The sequence below is a fragment of the Nostoc sp. genome, from assembly GCF_036917135.1.
Classification (GTDB): Bacteria; Cyanobacteriota; Cyanobacteriia; order Cyanobacteriales; family Nostocaceae; genus Nostoc.
In genome coordinates this window covers 13621-35260 of record NZ_JBALEA010000051.1, presented here as the reverse complement: position 1 = coordinate 35260, position 21640 = coordinate 13621, and the positions used below count along the sequence as shown (strand labels likewise).

17 protein-coding genes are annotated in these 21640 nt (G+C 43.4%); 6 read left to right on the top strand and 11 right to left on the bottom strand.

Going from position 1 to position 21640, the window contains the following annotated elements:
- Nucleotides 1-115 precede the first annotated feature (115 nt).
- The 3 genes from thiO to V7K50_RS15245 form a co-directional block, all read right to left on the bottom strand.
- Entirely contained in the window at nucleotides 116-2116 is a 2001-nt protein-coding gene (gene thiO, locus V7K50_RS15255) for a glycine oxidase ThiO (protein WP_334961338.1), read from the bottom strand.
- Nucleotides 2117-2207: 91 nt separating this feature from the next.
- Complete coding sequence (locus V7K50_RS15250) at nucleotides 2208-2627, bottom strand: hypothetical protein (protein WP_334961337.1); 420 nt, start codon at nucleotides 2625-2627, stop codon at nucleotides 2208-2210.
- A 17-nt stretch (nucleotides 2628-2644) separates the two neighbouring features.
- Nucleotides 2645-2983: a 2Fe-2S iron-sulfur cluster-binding protein gene (locus tag V7K50_RS15245; protein WP_334961335.1), complete on the bottom strand. Its 339-nt coding sequence runs from the start codon at nucleotides 2981-2983 to the stop codon at nucleotides 2645-2647.
- Nucleotides 2984-3058: 75 nt separating this feature from the next.
- Between V7K50_RS15245 and cimA the strand changes: the two genes are divergently transcribed.
- Nucleotides 3059-4804, top strand: coding sequence for a citramalate synthase (cimA, locus tag V7K50_RS15240; protein WP_334961333.1), 1746 nt, complete (start codon nucleotides 3059-3061; stop codon nucleotides 4802-4804).
- A gap of 553 nt (nucleotides 4805-5357) precedes the next feature.
- Here cimA and V7K50_RS15235 read toward each other — a convergent pair.
- Nucleotides 5358-5591 carry a hypothetical protein gene (locus V7K50_RS15235; RefSeq protein WP_334961331.1) on the bottom strand — a complete coding sequence of 78 codons (234 nt, stop codon included), beginning with the start codon at nucleotides 5589-5591 and terminating at the stop codon, nucleotides 5358-5360.
- A 158-nt stretch (nucleotides 5592-5749) separates the two neighbouring features.
- On the opposite strand from V7K50_RS15235, the gene V7K50_RS15230 reads away from it, so the two are divergent.
- Nucleotides 5750-7873, top strand: a complete 2124-nt coding sequence (locus V7K50_RS15230) for an NAD(P)/FAD-dependent oxidoreductase (protein WP_334961329.1) — start codon at nucleotides 5750-5752, stop codon at nucleotides 7871-7873.
- A 67-nt stretch (nucleotides 7874-7940) separates the two neighbouring features.
- Here V7K50_RS15230 and V7K50_RS15225 read toward each other — a convergent pair whose 3' ends face one another.
- On the bottom strand, nucleotides 7941-9458 hold the full coding sequence (locus V7K50_RS15225; RefSeq protein WP_334961327.1) for a hypothetical protein: 1518 nt from the start codon (nucleotides 9456-9458) through the stop codon (nucleotides 7941-7943).
- A gap of 1096 nt (nucleotides 9459-10554) precedes the next feature.
- Here V7K50_RS15225 and V7K50_RS15220 point away from each other — a divergent pair.
- From V7K50_RS15220 to V7K50_RS15205, 4 genes are all read left to right on the top strand, one after another.
- The gene (locus V7K50_RS15220; RefSeq protein WP_334961325.1) at nucleotides 10555-12009 is read left to right on the top strand and encodes an aminotransferase class V-fold PLP-dependent enzyme; all 1455 of its coding nucleotides are present in this window, start codon (nucleotides 10555-10557) and stop codon (nucleotides 12007-12009) included.
- 269 nt (nucleotides 12010-12278) lie between these two features.
- A complete protein-coding gene (locus V7K50_RS15215; RefSeq protein WP_334961324.1) occupies nucleotides 12279-13565 on the top strand; it encodes a sulfite oxidase in 1287 nt (428 codons plus the stop codon).
- Nucleotides 13566-13688: 123 nt separating this feature from the next.
- Nucleotides 13689-14471 (top strand): sulfite exporter TauE/SafE family protein, encoded by a 783-nt coding sequence (locus V7K50_RS15210; protein WP_334961322.1) that lies wholly within the window; start codon nucleotides 13689-13691, stop codon nucleotides 14469-14471.
- A gap of 37 nt (nucleotides 14472-14508) precedes the next feature.
- Entirely contained in the window at nucleotides 14509-15501 is a 993-nt protein-coding gene (locus V7K50_RS15205) for an RNA ligase (ATP) (protein ID WP_334961320.1), read from the top strand.
- Between the two features lie 160 nt (nucleotides 15502-15661).
- Here the strand turns inward: V7K50_RS15205 and V7K50_RS15200 are convergent, their stop codons facing one another.
- The 6 genes from V7K50_RS15200 to V7K50_RS15175 form a co-directional block, all read right to left on the bottom strand.
- Complete coding sequence (locus tag V7K50_RS15200) at nucleotides 15662-17161, bottom strand: Ig-like domain-containing protein (protein ID WP_334961318.1); 1500 nt, start codon at nucleotides 17159-17161, stop codon at nucleotides 15662-15664.
- A 46-nt stretch (nucleotides 17162-17207) separates the two neighbouring features.
- Entirely contained in the window at nucleotides 17208-17981 is a 774-nt protein-coding gene (locus tag V7K50_RS15195; RefSeq protein ID WP_334961316.1) for a TIGR03943 family putative permease subunit, read from the bottom strand.
- 70 nt (nucleotides 17982-18051) lie between these two features.
- A complete protein-coding gene (locus tag V7K50_RS15190) occupies nucleotides 18052-19104 on the bottom strand; it encodes a permease (RefSeq protein WP_334961314.1) in 1053 nt (350 codons plus the stop codon).
- A gap of 681 nt (nucleotides 19105-19785) precedes the next feature.
- Nucleotides 19786-20190: a type II toxin-antitoxin system VapC family toxin gene (locus V7K50_RS15185; protein ID WP_334961312.1), complete on the bottom strand. Its 405-nt coding sequence runs from the start codon at nucleotides 20188-20190 to the stop codon at nucleotides 19786-19788.
- On the bottom strand, nucleotides 20190-20414 hold the full coding sequence (locus V7K50_RS15180) for a DUF2281 domain-containing protein (protein WP_334961310.1): 225 nt from the start codon (nucleotides 20412-20414) through the stop codon (nucleotides 20190-20192). Before V7K50_RS15180 ends, V7K50_RS15185 begins: the two co-directional genes overlap by 1 nt.
- Nucleotides 20415-20499: 85 nt before the next feature.
- Nucleotides 20500-21507 (bottom strand): WD40 repeat domain-containing protein, encoded by a 1008-nt coding sequence (locus V7K50_RS15175; RefSeq protein WP_334961342.1) that lies wholly within the window; start codon nucleotides 21505-21507, stop codon nucleotides 20500-20502.
- Nucleotides 21508-21640: the final 133 nt, after the last annotated feature.

Here is a 21640-nt window from a genome sequence, read left to right as displayed (position 1 = left end):
TCCCTATTCCCTATTCCCTATTCCCTATTCCCTATTCCCTATTCCCTATTCCCTATTCCCTATTCCCTATTCCCTATTCCCTATTCCCTATTCCCCAGTCCCCAGTCCCCAATCCCTAACTAGTAATCGTCCCTGTTAGAGGTGAACTAGGACTAGCGTAATCTTTAATGGGCATTCTGCCAGCAAGGTATGCTAGACGACCGGCAACTGTTGCTAAATTCATAGCGCGAGCCATTGCTGCTGGGTTTGGAGAAAGAGCGATCGCACTATTAATCAACAAAGCATCTGCTCCTAATTCCATTGCCTGGGCTGCTTCTGAGGGTGAACCAATACCGGCATCTACCACCACTGGCACACCTGCATTTTCAATGATGATTTGGATATTCGCAGTTGTTTTTAGCCCTTGCCCAGAACCAATCGGTGATGCCAAAGGCATTACTGTAGCACAACCTACCTCTTCTAAGCGCTTGGCCAGCATGGGGTCAGCATTAATATATGGCAATACTGCAAAGCCTTCTTTGACTAATTGTTCTGCTGCTTGCAGCGTTCCAATTGGGTCTGGGAGTAAATACTTAAGATCAGGTATTACTTCTAACTTTATAAAATTATTATCTTCCTGTCCCAACAATTTAGCCATTTCTCGTCCCAAACGCGCCACCCGAATCGCCTCTTCAGCAGTTTGACAACCTGCGGTATTGGGTAACATCCAAATTTTCGTCCAATCTAAGGCTTCAGCTAAACCTTCATGTCCGGGGGCTTTGGTTTGTACCCGTCGTACCGCCACAGTGACAATCTGGCAATCGCTGGCGGCGATGCTTTGCTGCATTTCCTCAATGCTGCGATACTTACCGGTTCCCGTCATCAAGCGGGATTGGAAGGTTTTGCCAGCGATAATTAATGGGGAATTTGTAGAGACGCGATTCATCGCGTCTGGGGTACGATGCCCGTTGGAAAAATTGGCAGAGTGAGTCAGCATTGGGGTGGAGGTAGATGGCTTGGACTGGAAACGCGAATAGTGAAAATTAGCAAGTAGGGGGTCAGATTTTTGTGACAAGATGAAATCGGCAATCAAGGCAGCTGTGACGGGCGCAAGTAGAATCCCGTTGCGGTAATGGCCAGTAGCAAGGGTTAAATTTTGGCAGTAGCTACTACCAAGAATAGGCAACTCATCAGGGGTGGCTGGACGAAATCCCCACCAAAATTCCTGGATGGGATAATGCTTTAGTTGGGGATACAGCCGGATAGCAGCTTGTAGTAGTTTTTCAATGCCTTCTGGGGTGTTATTGGGGATAAAGCCAACGTCTTCGCTGGTTGCTCCAATAACCAGGCGATCGCGTCTTGGTACGATGTAAATATCTTGCCCAAACAAAATCCGCTTCAAAGGCAATTCCGGCACCAATTCCGGTATCCGCACACTCAGCATTTGTCCTTTTCTGGGATGCACGGGCAATGGTAACAATTCATTTGACCAAGCACCTGAAGCTAAAACATAGTGCGCGGCACGAATTATTCCCGCATTGGTTTGCACGCCAACCACTTTTCCTTGGTGCTGTAACAATGCTTCTACTGTAATGCCGTCTTTGAGTTCAACACCAACAGACTCAGCCGCCGTCCACAATACGTGAGCTAGAGCCTTATTATCAACTTGTGCGTCTTCAGGATACCACCAGCCACCAACTACCTCTGCTCCCAATCCTGGCTGAGATTGATGAATTGCCTCTTTGTTTAACCAGTATGAGGGGGATGAGGGGGATGAAGAAGAATTTACTCCCCCTGCTCCCCCTGCTCCCCCTGCTCCCTCATCTCCCTGCCCCCCTGCCTCTTCAAAGACGGGTGCGAGGATACCGCAGGGACGGTAGCCAGTATTTAAGCCGGTTAGTTCTTCTAATTTGCGTGTCCAGTCGGGATATAAAGAACGCGATCGCCAACACAAGGAACGCATTGCCCCATTGGGGATGTTTTCGGCATCTGGTGCTAACATTCCGGCGGCGGCGTGGGTAGCGGCAGCCTGGAAGTCACGACAAAGCACGGTGACGTTGGTACCGCGCAGTTTCAGTTCAATGGCGATCGCTAAACCAATAACGCCGCCACCAATAATTACAGTCTCACTAGTCATTAGTCATTAGTCATTGGTCATTAGTTATTAGTACATAACTTATAACTCATAACTCATAACTTATAACTCGTAACTAAAGACGGATCTATCGTTACCACAAGGCACGAATTGGTTCGTTGCTTTGATTTGTATCGCTGGATTTGGATGGCGTGTTTGTTTCTGAAGTATCTGTACTGCTGTCTGTTGTATTGCTGTCTGTTGTATTGTCAGCAGGTGAGGTTGAGTCAGTGGAAGGATTCTGGGCAACGCTAGTCCTGTTGTCAGGTCTTGGGGCTACAATACTGCGCTTATTTTCGTTCGTTTCAGTTGTTTCATTTCCTTCAGTTGCAGTTTCATCGTTCTTGCTGCCAGCACTGCTATTAACATTGATATTAGCTGGTAAAACTTTTGCTGCTTTGCCACCGGGAGCGTTAGCAGTTTGTACCCCCATCGGAAAGTTGATGCCTAGTAATGTACCAAGCAAAATGGCCAAACCTCCAGCCATTAAAATTAAGGGTGTCCATCTACCCATCTTGTCTTAACTCCTTTTTAACCTTTTGGTGTCCACACTATTCGAGAACCTTGTCCCCAAAATCCATCAAACTTTGTCACTTTCACATCGCCTAAAACCTGAGTTTGACAGGCTAAACGTAAGTCTGTTGTAGAAGAATGGGGAGGAAGCGAACGCCGCGCTCGATTGCGCCAATTCGCTGCTGATACTTTGCCCTCTACCTTAACCGTACAGGTACCGCAACTGCCAATGCCCCGACAGTTTATTACCTTAGCACCGCCATTGTAGAGGTCAATACTATTTTGCAGCAAGATTTTTCGGAGATTGCTTCCCTGTTCGCAATCAATTGTTTTACCTTCAGCTATTACCTTAGGCATTTTTAAATTGCCAAACTGGCTTTTTGTTGTATATTGACACATTGCCTCGAAAGTTGTCTCGTCGGTCCCAGTTTTATGACCACAAATTCTTCACCTCAACTTTGGCTCTATGACACTACATTACGCGATGGCACTCAGCGCGAGGGGCTATCTGTATCGATAGAAGATAAGTTACGCATTGCTCGTAGACTCGATCAACTGGGAATTCCTTTTATTGAAGGCGGTTGGCCTGGTGCCAATCCCAAGGATGTACAATTTTTCTGGCAACTCCAAGAAAATCCGCTCAAACAAGCTGAAATTGTGGCTTTTTGTTCGACTCGCCGCCCCAACTCCACTGCCGCAACCGAACCAATGTTACAGGATATTTTGGCTGCGGGAACTCGCTGGGTAACGATTTTTGGCAAGTCTTGGGATTTACACGTGACAACCGGACTCAAGACGACATTAGCAGAAAATTTGGCGATGATTGGCGACACAATTGAGTACCTCCGTTCTCAAGGCCGTCGCATTATCTACGATGCTGAACATTGGTTTGATGGCTATAAGCACAATCGAGATTATGCTTTACAGACATTAGAGGTGGCGATCGCATCTGGTGCTGAATGGCTAGTCCTCTGTGATACCAATGGCGGCACTTTACCTCACGAAATTAGCCAAATTGTTCAAGATGTGGTAAAGGTGACTGGGGAATGGGTATCGGGGACTGGGGACTGGGGATTAGGAAGTAGGAAAGAATCTTCCCAATCCCCAATACTTCGGCTTACCTCGGCTCCGCTCGGCACAAGTCGCTCAGTACAAGTCCCTAATCCCCAATCACCAATCCCTCAAATTGGAATTCATACTCATAACGATTCGGAAATGGCGGTTGCTAACGCAATGGCCGCCGTGATGGCAGGGGCAAAGATGGTACAGGGCACGATTAATGGTTATGGTGAACGTTGCGGTAATGCTAACCTCTGTTCGTTAATTCCCAATTTACAACTGAAGGCGGGTTACAGTTGTATCACAGAAGACCAGCTCACACAACTTACAGAAGCTAGTCGTTTTGTGAGTGAGGTAGTCAACCTCGCACCAGATGAACACGCCCCCTTTGTGGGACGTTCGGCTTTTGCTCACAAGGGCGGTATTCATGTATCAGCCGTAGAACGTAATCCCCTAACTTACGAACACATTCAACCGGAACAAGTCGGGAATCGTCGCCGCATTGTGATTTCTGAACAGTCGGGACTGAGCAATGTTTTAGCCAAAGCCCGCAGTTTTGGCATTGAACTCGATCAGCAAAAGGCAGAGGCCAGAGAAATTCTCCAGCGCCTCAAAGATTTGGAGAGTGAAGGATTTCAATTTGAAGCAGCAGAGGCCAGTTTTGTGCTGTTGATGCACGAAGCTTTAGGAGATCGTCAAAAGTTTTTTGAAGTCAAAGGTTTTCAAGTCCACTGCGACTTGATTGAGGGGAAAGAAACTAGCAATGCCCTAGCTACAGTCAAAATTGGTGTTGACGGGAAAAATATTTTGGAGGCGGCGGAAGGTAACGGCCCCGTAGCAGCTTTGGATGCAGCTTTACGCAAGGCTTTGGTTAACTTTTATCCCCAAATAGCAACCTTTGATTTGACAGATTACAAAGTGCGGATTCTCAACGGACATACGGGTACTGCTGCGAAAACCCGTGTGTTGGTAGAATCAGGCAATGGTCGTCAACGCTGGACAACAGTAGGGGTTTCTACCAATATTTTGGAGGCCTCCTATCAAGCGGTGGTGGAAGGATTGGAATATGGTTTGTTGCTGCACTCTCAAGGGTCAACGGCGGTAAAAACTTCTGCTTGACAAAAACTATTATTTAGTGTAAACATATTTTACACTTTTTGAGCAGGAGGGCAAGCGATCGCACAACTGAGCTATGTGCCAAAAACATTTATTTCGCTAAGGTGATTTCTGATGAAAAAAATACCTATGTTGACGAGTTTCGACTTACCTCGGCTCCGCCCTGAGCGTAGCCGAAGGGCGAAGTCGAAGTAGTCGAAACCAACGCCTATGGTAATTTTATTACTAGAATTCACCTAAGATGTCGACGCGCTACTTAAACAGCATGAGAATTGATCCATAAAAAAGACCTCTGGTACAAACCACAGGTCTTTCCGTTTCAGAAGGTTGTAAAATTCATTAGCAAGGTAAAACGCTGATATGGTTAATTTAGTGGCTTCTCTGCCGTGAATACAAAAATAGCAACCCAATTGCCAATCCCATACCGACAATTATTGTTACTCCTATACCTAAAATGCGATGCCTAGGTTGGGCAAAGCCAACGCTAATATCCCAATATTTAGGTGCAAACCTAGAAATCTAATGCTGCGACAAAAACTTGATCATACACAAGGTTTTAGGAGAACTTTTCCCAGGATTGGGCAACTAATTTGCTCAACCAGCGACGTTGTTGCTGATCCAGCAGTGGATCATCCGCTAGCAACTGAGCGGTTAATTCTTCCAAAGATTGACCCTGAGCGCGGACAATTCTAATTACTCCAGCGATCGCACTGGCAACTAGTTCTTCATCAATCGGCTGTTGTCGCAGGGCAACAATTTCTTGGGGACTGTCTGGAATGGGATAATTCATGGCGTGGGGTTACAGTTTTAAAATGAACAATGAATTTGACAAAATCTTAAAATTTCTTCACTGAATCTTTACGAAACTAATAGGGCGGAGTTTACCTTACTTTGTGCATTCATAAAATCTGTCTTAGTGAATAGATTGAAGGGAGATGTCAGGAAACGATGAGAGAAATCCTTTATTTAGAAGTTCCAACTGCGGATATAGCAACTGTGCGTAGCTGGTTACAAACAGATTTTGAACCCGGAAATGGAGAAAAAGTGCTTACCCCATCAGGCTTTCGCCTGAAAATAGCCAGTGCTACTACAACTGCTGGGGTGGCTATTTCCGAAAAATTGCCTGTGGAACTTTCGGTATTTGTCTGGTCGGTGCAACGAACTACCTATCTAAAAGTGTTTCGTTGGGCAGAACAACCCTTTCCCAGTGAGGCACAAATCCTGCAACGCCTGACCAAGGAAATCAGAAGCCGTTTTCCGCACCATTACCCAGAACCGCCAGCAATTGATTTATCCCAGCAATCGATTTTTGCCGCACTAGGCTCTGTTTACCCCCTCACCGTCAAATATTTTCAGAAAATGCCCAACGGTGAATATGACCTAACGCGTGCCTACTGGTGGGAACAACGATGGCGCGAAGGAGTACGGAATCCGCAGCAGCCGCGTCAAGTGGTGTTTTCTAGTCAAGGGGACTGGGTAAAAGGTAATCCCAATACCCAATCGCCAATCACTAATCCCCTGTACGACATCATCTATATCGGCGGCGCACTAGGTGCAATTCATGCAGCACTGATGGCAAAACTGGGATATAAAGTCTTGCTGGTGGAACGAATGCCCTTTGGACGGATGAACCGAGAATGGAATATTTCGCGCGATGAGATTCAAAGCTTGGTTAACCTGGGTTTAGTCACCCCCACTGAGTTAGAAACCATCATTGCCAGGGAATACAAGGATGGATTCAATAAGTTTTTTGATGCCAATAATCCATCCAAACTGCGATCGCCTATCCTCCACACACCTACAGTCCTAAATTTAGGCTTAGATTCCGAAAAATGGCTCCAAATGTGCGGGCAAAAACTGCAAGCGGCAGGCGGTGATATTTGGGATGAAACAGAATTTATCCGTGCAGATATTGATATATCACAAGTTCATTTGAAAGTCAAGCACTTACCTAGTCAAATAGAAAAACAAGTAAGTGGACGACTGCTAATCGATGCAATGGGCACTGCGTCGCCCATCGCTTGGCAATTAAATGGTGGTCGTGCCTTTGATAGTGTGTGTCCGACGGTAGGAGCGGCAATTGAGAGCGGATTTGAGCCGGGGGTATGGGATTCTCAATATGGGGACGTTCTTTACAGTCATGGCGATATTTCGCGGGGAAGGCAGCTGATTTGGGAATTATTTCCCGGTGCAGGTGATGAACTGACGATTTATTTATTTCATTACCACGAAGTCAATGCTGAAAATCCCGGTTCCTTGCTAGAGATGTATGAGGACTTTTTCACGATTTTGCCAGAGTATCGTCGGTGCGATATGGACAAATTGGTGTGGAAGAAGCCGACATTTGGGTATATACCGGGGCATTTTAGTGTGGGAAGTAGCGATCGCACAATTGCCTTTGATCGATTGATTGCGATCGGTGATGCCGCATCACTCCAGTCTCCCCTCGTCTTCACGGGTTTTGGTTCCCTAGTTCGCAACTTAGAACGCTTAACAACCCTGTTGGATACTGCTCTCAAACATGACTTATTGAGTTTCCGACACTTGAACCAAATTCGCGCCTACCAAAGTAACGTTTCCGTGACTTGGCTATTTTCCAAAGGCATGATGGTGCCCACAGGGAAATTTTTACCACCCCAACGAATTAACGCCATGCTCAACACCTTTTTTGGGCTGTTAGCAGACGAACCGCTAGAGGTGGCAGATAATTTCATCAAAGATAAGTGTGATTGGTTAACCTTTAACCGCCTAGCACTGAAAGCAGCCAGGAAAAATCCTGCCTTGCTTTTATGGATTTGGGAACTTGCTGGGCCTAGAGATTTAGTGCGATGGCTTGGTAGTTATTTCAACTTCGGTCGTCATGCCCTGGTTAGCGCTTTATTGAGTCCGTGGTTTGGGGGCTTCTTGAATCGGGTAGGTTCTTGGCTGGAACCCCGAAATCCAGGCTTGTGGCTGTGGCTATTGGCAGTTAATTATGCGATCGCCACAGGCAAACCGCGATCGCGCAGTCAGGTAGCAAAAACTAACCCACAAGCCATAATTCCCAAGTCAGAAGCAAGAATTCTCAATTAGTCATTAGTCATTAGTATTAGACAAATGACTAACGACAAATGACTAACGACAAATGACAACTCAATTATTAACTCTTAGGGCGAAAATTCGGCAGTTCCACAGATGCCAATGACTTACGCCCCTTGGGTGGACGCTGGGGATAAACCACTGGTGAGGGTGAATTGCCATCATTGGTGTTATCACCTAATGACACTGGCGACAAATCATCTGCCGACAATTCCAACTGTGTCAATTGTGAAACTTCTGACCAGTAATCTTCGGTTTCTCCAACAGGCGTCTCGGTGTGAGGTGAAGTAGAAGAAACTGGTAAGTTATTCGCTGGCGAATGCCCAGAATCTTTCCTCCAAGAAGTGGAGGTAGTTGCAGGAGGATTGATTTCTGCTTCCAACTGCTCCTCACCGTCTTCTAGAATTGTTGCTAAAGTCTCCCAGATTGGTGCATCACCTACATCTGTTTTCGCAACAGGCGGTGGCGATGCAGATGCAGGCTGGGAGGTGAAAAACATTTGAATTAGACTATCTAATTGCTGATCCAAATTTGATGAACCCAAAGGTGAAACAGCTTCCTCTGTGTGTGGAGAATCCTCAATTTCTGGAGATGGCGCAGGTTGTGTCGGTGTTGGCGTGTCTTGCTTAACTGTCCAGTTCCAAGGAGATGAGGTTGTTGGAGTGGCTTCATTTCTTTGAAATGGGATTGGCGCTGAGGGTTCGCCCCAAGAATTATCTAGATCATCACTCAAGGATTCTGCTTCTGCTGACCAAGGTTTTATTGGCTGGGCGTTAGGAAACAAAGACCGAGCTTTCCTAGAAAATCTTCCTTGGCTACTAGTTATATCTTTAGGATGTTTTGCAGCATCCTCCAGGGAATCATAGCTAGGAACCGGTGTATCTAGACATTTCTCCAGAGCTGCTTTGAATTGCAGCGTCTGGCGTTGTTGTCGCATCAGTCTAGTACGTAACTCCCGACAAGCATTTTCTGATTGCAATAGCTGCTGAGACTGTTCGTTGTTGTTAGTGTGTAGCAATGTACACTCTCGCTCTAACTGGGCAAGGCGTTGTTGGCTAATTTGGAGCTGTGCTTTATGAGTATCAATGAAAATTTCTTGGCGTTGAACAGTTTGTACGGCAGTTTCTAATTGTTGAAATAGGGATTTTATCTGTTCTTGAGCAGCAGCCAATTCCTGAGTATGTTGATTAAGCATCGACTCACTAACACTGGAACGGGTTTTCTGCCACTGCAAAACCTTTTCTGACTCAGCTAAGTTGTCTTTTAGCTGCTCCACTTGTTCATATAAATTATTGTTAGCCCCACGTAATTCTTCATTCAATGCCAGCAGGTTCTGAAATTCCGAGTCAATAAGTGCTTGTTTGCCGCTTTCAGGCTCTGCAACCCAGTCTTGCTGGGTAGTATCTGGTGAAAATTGTGTATCTTGAACTGGCATGAGAAGTGGCAGTTGTCTAACTGCCATACTGTCATTAGGCACAACTGAGTAAAAGGGACAACTCGCCTGCTCTGATTGTGGCGAATTAGCAGAATTTAGGGATTCCGTCACAGCCCCCTTGTTTGAGGTGTTAGCTTCATTCATCACTCTTGACTCACCTGCTTAAAAATATTCAGCAGTGCTGGCATTAGCATTGCTTATCAACTGTTGTCTAATCAGGGTTTGCTCTAGAAGCTAAGTTTAACTCTCTCCAAGCACCAGCAATTAATCATCAATTGATGTTCCCTATTTTGGATCTAGACTCATGCCGTTATAACACTATGATGCTCTTTCCCGTCAAGAAGAGGCAGAAGGGGAAATCGGCCGTCTTTGAGCATAAGCAGGAGAGAGGAGAAACCCGATACTTAATTGTATTGGCTGATCAAGTTTTTCTGTATGAAAAAGCTGTCTAACATTACACTGTATTATTTATAATTGCATCTGTCTTCAGAAATAAATAAAAATGTCTTCTTCAATACATTTTAATACTGACTTATTTCTTACTTAGGAGCGATGTCAGTACAAGTATCTACTATTCGATGATAATTCTCTAATCCTGAGCGATCACTATTTAATGTCAGCTAGGACTTACGCAAAACTACACGCGCTCAGGGGCAATTCATGAATTGCACCTACCTAACAATCAGGGTTTTAGCTATTGTTTGCGTAAGTCCTATCAGCAAATAACTAAGAACTTCTGCCTGACACAATGTTGCGAAACCTTGATATATGCGAATAAATACTTATAAGGTTTCTTAGTAAGTAATAATATATCTAAGTAAATTAATGAAGCTTTTTTAAAGACTAATCTCAACTTAGTACTGGCTTTTTTCTGGGTAAATACATTCCTAGTAAGCAATTCCAGACTTAGTTAGCGATCGGCTTCTTCTCTCAACTTGTATTCAATACGTCAAGTTTGTTTAATGACTACAAGAAAATTGTTTAAAGTATACTTAACTACTTATCATATTGTTTACAATGTATTTTAAGTTACAGCATAAATATTTTAATTAAGTATTAATACGACTACACTTTTTTATTCTTCTATTAAAGAATAGTTAGTAAGACCGAGTTTTCCACTAGTAGTAAAGTAGTTATAAAGACTATGGTTACTGCCAATTGATCTGATTGTGGCGCGAAAAAAGCGTTGTGGCAGTTAGGCTTGTCCAAAAAACTAAAATTTAAAATAGGGGTGCTGAAGATGACCGACATACTTGCAATGGGCGCAAAAATCAAGCAAGAAACTGTCCAATTATCACTGTTTGCAGAAAATTGTGACAGTTTTTGGGACAAAGAAATCAGACCGTTATTTACAGATGAGTCTCTATCTTTCAAGGTGAAAACTCTTAACGGAAATGATGTAAAGTACGTCAACTTGGATAATGGAGCGACAACCACACCCTTTGCAACCCTCAAGCAGCATGTGGATCAAATGCTTGACACTTATGGCAGTGTACATCGAGGTTCTGGGCAAAAGTCCATCATTACTACACGAGAATATGACGCTAGTCGAAACATCATTCGGGACTTTGTGGGGTCATCTCCAGACAACTATGTAATCTTTGCGAAGAACACAACAGAAGCAATTAATGGAGCCGCCACACTTTGGGCAAAAAAACCTGGGAAAATCTTAGTTTCTGATATCGAGCATTCATCCAACCTGCTGCCTTGGGTTACTAGAGACGAAGTTGTGCAGTATAGAACTCAACCCGATGGAAGTGTAAGTGTTGCAGAAATTGAAGATATTTTCAAGGCTCACCAAAATCTCCCCAAAGCCGAGCAAATTAAGCTAGTGACTATTACAGGTGCTTCGACAATTACAGGTTACAGACCCCCGATTTACGAAATTGCGGCTTTAGCACATCGGTATGGTGCTAAGATATTCGCCGACGTGTGTCAGTTAATTCAGCATGAACAAGTAAATATGGGTGCAGATGATGACCCATGTCATTTAGATTTTGTGGCTTTCTCTGGACACAAGATGTATGCCCCTTATGGAACCGGGGTTTTGCTGGGGCCAAAAGAATTTTTTGATAGCTCCTACCCTTATCAAATCGGGGGTGGAAACCTGCCTTATATCACCAGAAACCTAGAGATCAAACGTTTTTATACAGAACGGGCGCACGATCCGGGAACACCAAACGCAATGGGTGCGATCGCCATTGCCAAGGCCATTGAAATTATCGAAACACTAGGGCGCGATCGCATTGCTCAGTATGAACACTCTCTAGTTGAATTCACGTATACACGCCTTGGGCTGATTTCTGGTGTTAAATTACATATTCCCGGAGATAATTTAGCCCATGTTATTCCTTTTGATATTGATGGGTTTGATGGACGCTTAGTAGCAGAGATTCTGGCACAAGAATACGGCATTGGCGTTCGGGCTGGGGCTTTCTGCACTTATGAATATATTCGCAAACTGAAGAATGTTTCGGATGAACAAGACTGCCAAATTGCTCAGGAAGTAGACAGAGGAATTACACGCAACATTCCTAGTATTATCCGAGCTAGCTTTGCTGTATATAATACATTAGAAGACTGCGATCGCTTTATTAATGCGATCGCTCAAATAGCTAAAAACGGATTTGCTTACTATTTGCCCAACTACACACAAGATCAGATAACCGGTGTTTGGACAGCGATAAACAGCTAATCTCGCCTCTTTTTCTCGCCAAAAAATATATGGTAGTAGGGGCACGGCATTGCCCATTGGTGTCAACTTAAGCTAAAAATAGCTTAACTGTGGGCTTCGTCACCCGCCTTGAACTTTAGTTCAAGGCTAATAGCTAAAGTCTACTGAAGTAGAGTAAAGATTTTTCGGATTACTTAGTCATCTTTAGATGACTTGAGCTATTAGCAAGGAACTGAAGTTCCTTGCGGGACATAACTGAAAATTAAAAATAATTAAAAGGGGGTAATAGCTTGAGGGATGAAAACCTCTTTGACCAAGAGGATTATCTACAGGCACGGGTTGATGAGTGCATCTGGCAAAAAAGTACAGACGCGGGTATTTCGCGCCAGCGCTTTCTGAAAATACTAGCCACTATGGTTGGCGCAACAGCCATCGGGGGGTTAGTTAAACCTGCGGCTGCTCATAGTCAGGCAATTGTTAAAACTAAAGGCAGCAAAATACTTAAGCCATTGCCCCCAGGGTATATCTCTCATAGCCAAGGCACATTAGAGATGAACTGGGAAGCGATGTATGGGCGTGGTTATTTAGTACCAAACGATTGGTTCTATGTTCACAACCGCCATACTCCTCCCCCTTTTGACCCGTCTACATGGCGTTTGCAAATTCATGGAACTGGTGTTTCTGCACCTTGCGAGTTTACTTACGATGAAATCATCGCCATGCCATCCATCTCAGTCACTTCTGCCATTGAGTGTGCTGCTAATGGTCGGCGCTTCTTTGAAGAAGCTTACAACATACCACTCCCCGGAACACGGTGGAGGCTTGGGGCTATTGGTGTGGCTGAGTGGACTGGTGTACCACTTGCTATGTTATTAGAGCGGGCAGGATTGAAATCCACAGCGAAAGATGTACTCGTTGAGGGCGCAGATGTGGATTCGCTGGACTCAAAGGAGACAAATAAATCCAAGTTCAGTAGTGTAGTTCCAATTAGCAAAGCCTTAGCAGATAACTCCCTCGTCGTCTATGCAATGAACGGAGAACCATTACCTCCAGATCATGGCCAGCCGTGCCGTGTCTTATTCCCTGGTTGGGGAGGAAACGCCAACGTTAAATGGATTGAGCGCATTGAGGTTTCCGAAACGCCGATATATACCCAATGGGTAACGGAGCAGATGGTGCTGGTTGGTGCAGATTATCCAGCGATCGCACCATATAAAGGTAAGCTGATTACCTATCAAAATGTAAAAAGCGCCTTTGAGTTGGCTTGGCCGGCTACGCTTTCTGCGAGAAACTATCTACTACGTGGACGTTCTTGGTCTGGGAAAGGAAAGATTGTGCGTGTGGAAGTTAGCCTAGATGGTGGCAAAACTTGGCAATTAGCACGACTGAGAGAGCCAAATTTTCCATTTGCATGGACACGCTGGGACATTGAATGGAACCCAGTTCCTGGGGAATATTTTCTCCAAGTTCGTGCTACTGACAATTTAGGAAATACACAACCAAGTACAGTTCCGTGGAATGATTCGGGATTGCTCTACGGAGGCGTTGTTAGTCATCCAGTGACAGTACGGGGATGAGGGAGAAATCAATTCAAAATTCAAAATTCAAAATTCAAAATTAAAGAATTTATTTCTGCCTCCTCTTTCCCAATACCCAATGCCCACTCAGCACTATCAGTTGTCTAGAAAAAGACCTAATTTATGATTGATTTTAGTTGGTTGATTTTAGTGACTGGGGGTTTAATATCTGGAGTCATAGCGGGACTTTTAGGAATAGGTGGGGGTATTATTACAATTCCTCTTTTAGTCACACTAGGTTATACTCCCGTTCAGGCGATCGCTACTAGTAGCCTTGCGATAGTGATTACTTCAATTTCTGGAAGTTTGCAGAATTGGTGGATGGGCTACTTTGACTTTAAACGAGTAATTTATTTAGGAATTCCAGCTTTTCTCACTACTGGAATAGGTGTATATTTCGCCAATAAAATTCCGTCCTATATAATACTCTTTACATTTGGTATCATACTACTTGCCAATATCTATTTGATTGAGCTTCGCAAGCAATTATCCTTCAAGGAAAAAGAGGATACAGCCCCAGTATTTAACCCATTAGTTTCTAAAATTGGTACTGGGGGAGCAGCAGGAATTTTAGCAGGTTTATTTGGCTTAGGTGGCGGTACGATTATGGTGCCACTGCAAATGTTGCTACTGGGAGAAGAAATTAAAGTAGCAATTCAGACTAGTTTGGGTGTGATTGTCATCACTGGTTTAGCGGCCTGCACAGGACACACATTAGAAGGAAATATCCTGTTTACTCAAGGTATAGTTTTAGGATGTGGAGGTCTTTTAGGCGTTCAGATGAGTACTCGCACATTGCCAAAACTACCAGATTATACTGTGAGTTTAGTACTTCGTATTTTCTTAGGAATACTATCAATTTATATTTTTTGGGAAGCTTGGATAAATTATCAACAAATGTTGTAATTCGTAATATGCTCTCCGCTTAATTACGAGGTGAGCTATGAGTATTTTTAAAGTTGAAGTTGTCAAAATCAACAGCATTAATCCTCATCCCAATGCTGATCGGCTAGATATCGCCTCTATTGAAGATATGGGGTATCAAGTAATTATAGTCAAAGGTAATCTTCATCCTGGAGATTTAGCTTTTTACTTTCCTATTGATAGTGTGATTCCAGAAAAGTTTTTGGATGAGTTTGGTATTCGTAACTACTACTCAAAAAAACTGCGTGCTGCCAAACTTCGCGGAATTTTTTCTGAGGGTTTGCTTATTCCCGTTGGTAAGAACTTTATGGGAAATGTCGGAGACGACTATACTGAGTATTTTGGTGTAACAAAGTATGAGTATCCAATTCCTCAAGGGATGAGTGGGGAAGTAGAAAATTTTATTGGACATTACAAATTCCCCAGTCCCGAAAACCTCAAACGTTACAAAAACATCCTAATTGAAGGTGAGGAAGTTGTTGTAACAGAGAAGTTGCACGGAACTAACTTCACTGTCTTAGTTGATGCTGATGGCATAACTAAAATTGGCAGTCATAATTACTTCTGGAAAAACAGCGAAGTCAACAAAAAATTAGTTTATATTCGTGCTTACAACGAAAACGAAGCTTTCCAGAAACTTCCGCCAAGAACTCAGATTTTTGGAGAAATCTACGGCGTACAAGATATCAAATATGGCTTAAATAATGGCAATATTGGAATTGCTATATTTGCTGTGCGTCGCGGCAGTTATTTTCTCAATTACAACGATTTTGTGGCTTTTTGCGAGGAATTTGCTTTGCCGAGAGTACCTGTGCTTTATATCGGCGTTTACACTTGGGAAGCGGTGTCTCAGTTCAATAATGCCAATAGTGTAATCAGTCCCGATTACATTATGGAAGGTGTTATTGTGCAACCAGTCATTGAGAAAAGTCATCCAGAAATAGGTAGAGTAGTTTTAAAGTTGATTAGCGATCGCTATCTGCTCCGTAAAGATGGAACTGAACTCCATTAAACATCTCCAGAAATTAAATATGCGTTACCCAGAATCCTTGTAGAGACGTAGCAGTGCTACGTCAAAACAATTCTTTTTTGGAAATGTCTATTAAGTTCAACTCGAATTTTGGTGGCGATACCTTAACTGATCTTCCGAAATCGACTTAGGAATTATCCTCTCAAGGTAGCCACCGGGGATGAAATCCGGCTAAGGGGAGTTGTTCTGGTCTAATTTCAACAGTTGCAGTGTCGGCGATGGGCAACAGAGGCATTAACCACAAGCTACTGGTAGCGATCGTATCTCCATCATCAGTTTTCAAAGTGTTTGTGGGTAATGATGCTGGGGGGTTTGTCTGTGGTACTACTTGGTCAAATAACAAGCCCAAACCGTCAGATGATAAACTCATTTGCACATTCCGTTGAGCAGCAGGCAGTACTAGCAGTGGTTTCTGTTGCCCAGTTTTCAGATCAATTGCCACCAGATAAGGCTGTTCTATGTATTGTTCCTTCGATACTAGCTGTGTCAGCAAACAGTAGAGGGTGGGTGAGGCGATGTCAAATTGGCAACTGAGAATTGAGCCTGTTGTTTTTAATAGTTGTTTCTGCACACCTTGGTTTGTCACTAAAAACAAATCTCGCGTGTAATCTGTATTAAACTTGACCATCGCTGCTTGAGAGCCATCTTTGGAAAAAGCCTGTACCAAACCAAATTGCGGCAGAAAATCTAGGGGTTTACTCGCATCACCTTGCAGTGGTAAAATTGCGGCTCCCTGTCCTTGGGCAACTGCTACGGCTTTACTATCTGGGGTGATCATAAAGTCTCCCCCCGGTTGGCTTTTTAGACGTTTCAGGGCAGGTTTTTCTCCTGAAGCGTCATTGGTTGCTGGCATAAACCACAGCCCAAAGTCGCCAGGATTATTTTTGTTTCCGCGCTGGATGACAATAGTTTGCCCATCAGGTGATAAGTCAAATTTCAGATTTTGATAATCTTTACTATCTAAAGTCAAGTCAACCTTGCCTTCTGATTCTGCTTTTTGTCCAGATTTACCAGAAACGCCCGTTGTCACTGTATAGAGTTGGGCGGAAAGTAAGTCTTGATTGTTTGCGGCGCGGGCAGAAAATAAAATTTTCTCCCCATCAGGAAATGACTCAAAATCTATTACTACCAAGTCTTTGGGGGTAAGTATCCTTTTTTGCTCTTGGGTCAAATTGTAAAGAACTAAACGCCCCTGTTCTTCTTGATTGGTTCCGATGTAAAGGATGACGCGATCGCGTGTACGAAAGCTACCTGTAAAAGCCTGTATCACCCGATTGTTGCCCTCTTGCTGGGCAAACTTATCTTTGGCTCCCTGTAACTGCACTTTATAATTCGTACCATAAGGTGCTGGTGTCACCAGTGTATAAACCATCCGCCGCCCTGCCCAACTGAATTTACCTGCTAGAGGTGGCTCGATTTTTAAGTTATCCTCTACGGTTTTGATTTCCATTGGGCGGCTGAAGGTGAGGGTGAAAGAGTTATCTTCTGCCCCAATTTGTTGATTTTGCCAGGTAAATTCCCGGACACGGGCAGTCACCACATCACCTTGCAAGATGATTAACCCAATCAGCAGACTCAGCAGTAGCATTAGTGCGATCGCAATTCGATCCAGTGGTTGGATAAATGCTTTAAATTTACTCATTGATTATGGGGCATTGGGCATGGGGCATTGGGCTAATGACAAATGACTAATAACTATAAGGATTCTCCGGTTGAGGAATCTTTTTGAGAGAGGTAGCGGCAATGGTAAGTTGGCGTTTACCTGCCAAATTTTCTGTCCCCATTTGTCCTTCTACTTCCAGCCAGGTATCAGCAGAGTAAGTCTCTTGATTATTTTGTAGTTTGACGGGCAATCCCACAGGGTAAGCATCTGCTGCACAGCAAGTTAAGACAAATCGTGCCAAGAACAAATATTCTTTTCCGATATCTGGCGGATGGATGACAAATCCCTGCACCTTGACTTTTTGACCTTTATATGTGTCAGGCTCTGGATAGACATTGACGGTGCGTACCCAGTCTACAAGCGATCGCTCTTCTGGACGAACAGTAGCCCGAAAAGCTTGGGGTTTAACACGTGTGCTTCCCAATAAATCAGTCGTCACACCCCTTTGCAGTGCTTTGTCACTAGCAAAAACTTGCGGTGTAATGATAAAACCTAGGATCGCTGTGGTTAACAACAAAGTGCTACCCCAACCAGGGGGAAATAAACTAATATGCGGGCTGTTTGGCGTCACATCACGGCGACGGCGTTGCCAAAGTTCCTGCATCTTCGAGAAACCAATAACGATCAAGCTGATACCAGTCACCACCACGAACCAAATGTAATTTGGGTGAATCAACAGGTTCAGCTTGTTAGTTAGCCAATATCTCAACATCAAACTTCCCCAAGCTGTAATTGCTATAGCATCCAGCCAAGGGAGTAACAGATTTGGGATTTTAGATTTGGGATTTTTGTTATTCATTAGGCATTAGTCATTGGTCATTGGTCATTAGTTATTAACAAAGGGGAAATGACAAATGACAAATAATTTTTTAAAGGACGTGTAAGTTCAAGAAAAGGGTGAATACAAATGTTAATTGTGCTGCTAAAGCAAATAAGTAAAAAACCGTTTTCGGCTTAAAAATCGATAACATCAAACCAATACCTTTGATGTCAATCATTGGCCCAAACACCAGAAATGCCAACAATGAACCACTACTAAAGGTTGAGGCAAAAGATAGGGCGAAAAAAGAATCCACTGTAGAACAAATTGACACCACCACTGCTAATATCAGCATGACGACAATTGAGGTAATCGGTCCAGCACCCAAACTGAGAATTAATTCACGGGGAGCGAGGATTTGAATAGCAGCAGCGATCGCACTTCCTAAAACCATGATTCCGCCCAGTTCTCGGAATTCTTGGATGCTATTATCCACAACTAGGCGCAGTTTCTCTGCAAGGGGTTTATTGGAAGTAGACATTGAGGTAGGCGGTACTAAATTAGCATCTATCCGCAGAGGCGCACCTGTTTTTCCTCCTAAAATATAAGTCCCAGATTGCAAGATATTTGGTACTGTTGCTTCCTCTTCTACTTGATAACGTTTACCACGGCGTTTCGTTTCAGGCTGCGCGGGTGGGTTAAACTTCATATAACGAGCGATCGCAGGTTGAATTATGGGATTTAAGTCCTTTTGAAAACTGAAAACATACCCAATAATTGTGGCAATTACTAGAGAAAATACCACTCGTAAAACTACTATTTCGGGCTGATCTCGAAAAGCTGTCCAAGTTGACCAAATTACCACTGGGTTAATTGTTGGTGCTGCTAGCAAAAAACCAATTGCAACAGGTGTGGGTACTCCCTGAATCAGGAACCGCCGCGCTACCGGTACATTCCCGCACTCACACACCGGAAACAAAAAGCCGATCATACTACCAACTAAAGCACCCAATAGGGGATTTTTGGGCATTCTTTCTACTAATTTGCGCTCATCAACAAAAAACAGCAGCAAACTGGAGAATAAAACCCCAAGAAGCAAAAAAGGCATCGCCTCGACTAGCAGACTTAGAAATAGCGTAAAACCATTGTTCAATTGATTCATGGGTGTCGCAGTCAAAAGCGGTTTTGAGTTTTAGGGTTCTGCCTAGTCATTCTATCGAAATGGGGATCAAAAACAGTTCGGGAAAATTAAACATCATTTAAGTAACAAGTTATTTGACGTTTCAAATAGCGTTTCACCGTTGAAACCTTTGCTTCAGAGGAGATATTGACTTTTGCCTGAGTGCATTTACTGACGATGACCATTTCTAAGATTGTCTAAGTTCAGAAATTGTTCCGGTCTAGAGGGCAAGTAGCTGCATAGATGATTTGGAAATTATCTATGTTTATACTGACAGTAATTTGCTGGATCAGATATTAGCTTGGCTGTATTTTCATCAAGTATTCACAGTTATGCAACATTTTGTGTAGGCGTAGCCCGTCGTAGACATCGCTTTTAGTTGCTACCATCATTGATTTTGGCTAGTTCTGGCAAAATTTGATCTGAGCTTCGGTTGATTTTTTACTATAACAACTCTGAAAATGCAAAACCAAATTTTAGCAAACAATCTAAAAATCACCATCAGGCTGGAAACCTGGGCGGTAGTCACTACAACACCCTAGGCTGCGCCCTCTTCTCTCTTAACACTAGCGGAGCATTAGCAAGTCTTGTCTGCGACACGCTACTCGCTAACGAGCGCCTGGGAAAACCCCATAAGCCACTGGTATAGGGTTTACCAATTTATTACCAAATAGTTTGAATAGTTGTTAATGCCCGAATTTGCAAATCACGGGTAACTAGGGGAAGACCTAAACAAAAAGCAGTAGCTGCGATAATCCTATCTGGCATATCAGGAACGGTTGCTCTGTCAATTTGTCTCGTTGCGCTCGAAATATTACGATCTAAAGGTGCTAATACAATACCCAGATTAGGGTCATCCACAGCATTTAAAATTTGTATTAATACTTCTTCTGGAAAGCGTCCCTTCTCAACCAAATAAGCTATTTCAACCACTGAAATAGCTGAAACATAAATAGGATTACCACTATTAACTGCTTGCTCCAAAGCTGTTAAGGCAGTCTTAGATAGTCTCTCTAGGTCAAAAATATACCAAATTAAAGTGTGTGTATCTGCAACGACTGATGTCATCAAACAATATCCCTGGGAAAATTCCCCCACATTTCTTGACGAGCTTGGGTAATGTCTTCTTCAGTAATATCCACCGCTAAATTAGCACATAACCCTCTAACGCTACGTAAGGGAATTTTAGGAGTATTTTTTTGATACAAAAATTCTGCAAAATTCAATAACTCTTGCTGCTTATCTATAGGTAGCTGGCGCAATTTCTCCAAAACTGCTTGTTCAATATTCATAATATTTATCACCTTACTACTACTATGACGCGATGCCTAGGTTGGTAAGCTACGCACTTTTGATCGCAAGTCATTCAGTTCGCTATTACTTACGTTTTAGTGGAATGCCCCAAATCTTGATTTGTTGATCAAATCCACCACTGGCAAGAATTTTACCATTTGGACTAAAAGCGATCGCACTTACCCAGTCTGTATGTCCACTCAGTGTATTTATTAACTCGCCTGTAGTTAAATTCCACAATTTAATCCCATCTCTGCCGGCACTAGCAAGGGTTTGTCCATCGGGATTAATGGCGATCGCATTTACCCAGTTATTATGTCCTGTAAAGGTGCGGACTAATTCTCTAGTATTAATATTCCATTGTTTGATGGTGCGATCGCGGCTAGCACTTACTAATGTTTCTCCATCGGGTGTAAAGATAACAGCACTAACAGCATTAGAATGAGCCGCAAATTCACTGGTTAATTTACCAGTACTCAAATTCCACAACTTGATTACACCCTTGTCATCACCACTAGCCAAGGTCTGTCCATCAGGACTAATGGCTAGGGTATAAATCAAATTATCAAAACCGACTAGAGTCCCTAGAGGGCGCTGCTGTAGCAAATCCCAGAGACGAATCCCATCCAAACCTCCACTGACTAGAACTTTACTATCAGGAGATACCGCTAAAGATAATACGTTACTGGTATGTCCGACAAAAGAGCGGGTAAATTTGAAATTTTTCAGGCTCCAGAGGTTAATCGTATTGTCATCACTACAGCTAGCGAGGGTTTGACCATCTGGCGAAATCACTAAAGATTCTACGGCTGTTTTGTGTGCTTTGTTAATATTCCCCAACTTTTTGCCGTTTGCTAGATTCCACAAGCGAATTACACCCTCGCTTTCTGCACCTCCACTCACCAGAATTTTGCTATCTGGACTGAAAGCGAGGGATTTAACAGTTCCGTCATGTCCTCTGAGTGTGTAAAGTAGTTGGGCGTTAGCAAAGCTGGTGGTAGCTGGGGAGTTTGGCGTTAATTCAGTGGCGGCATGAGCTTGATGAATAGAAAACCCTTCCCAGATAGTCACGGGAAGGGCGACTGCTGCCATAAATCCCAGGACAATATATGGGCGCAGAAAATTACCGCCACCTCTTCCCTTACTACTCACTCTTTTTCCTCACTTTTATAGATACAGTTAACCAAATAAATTTTGCAGAGTTATTTAAGTAATAACTCTGCAT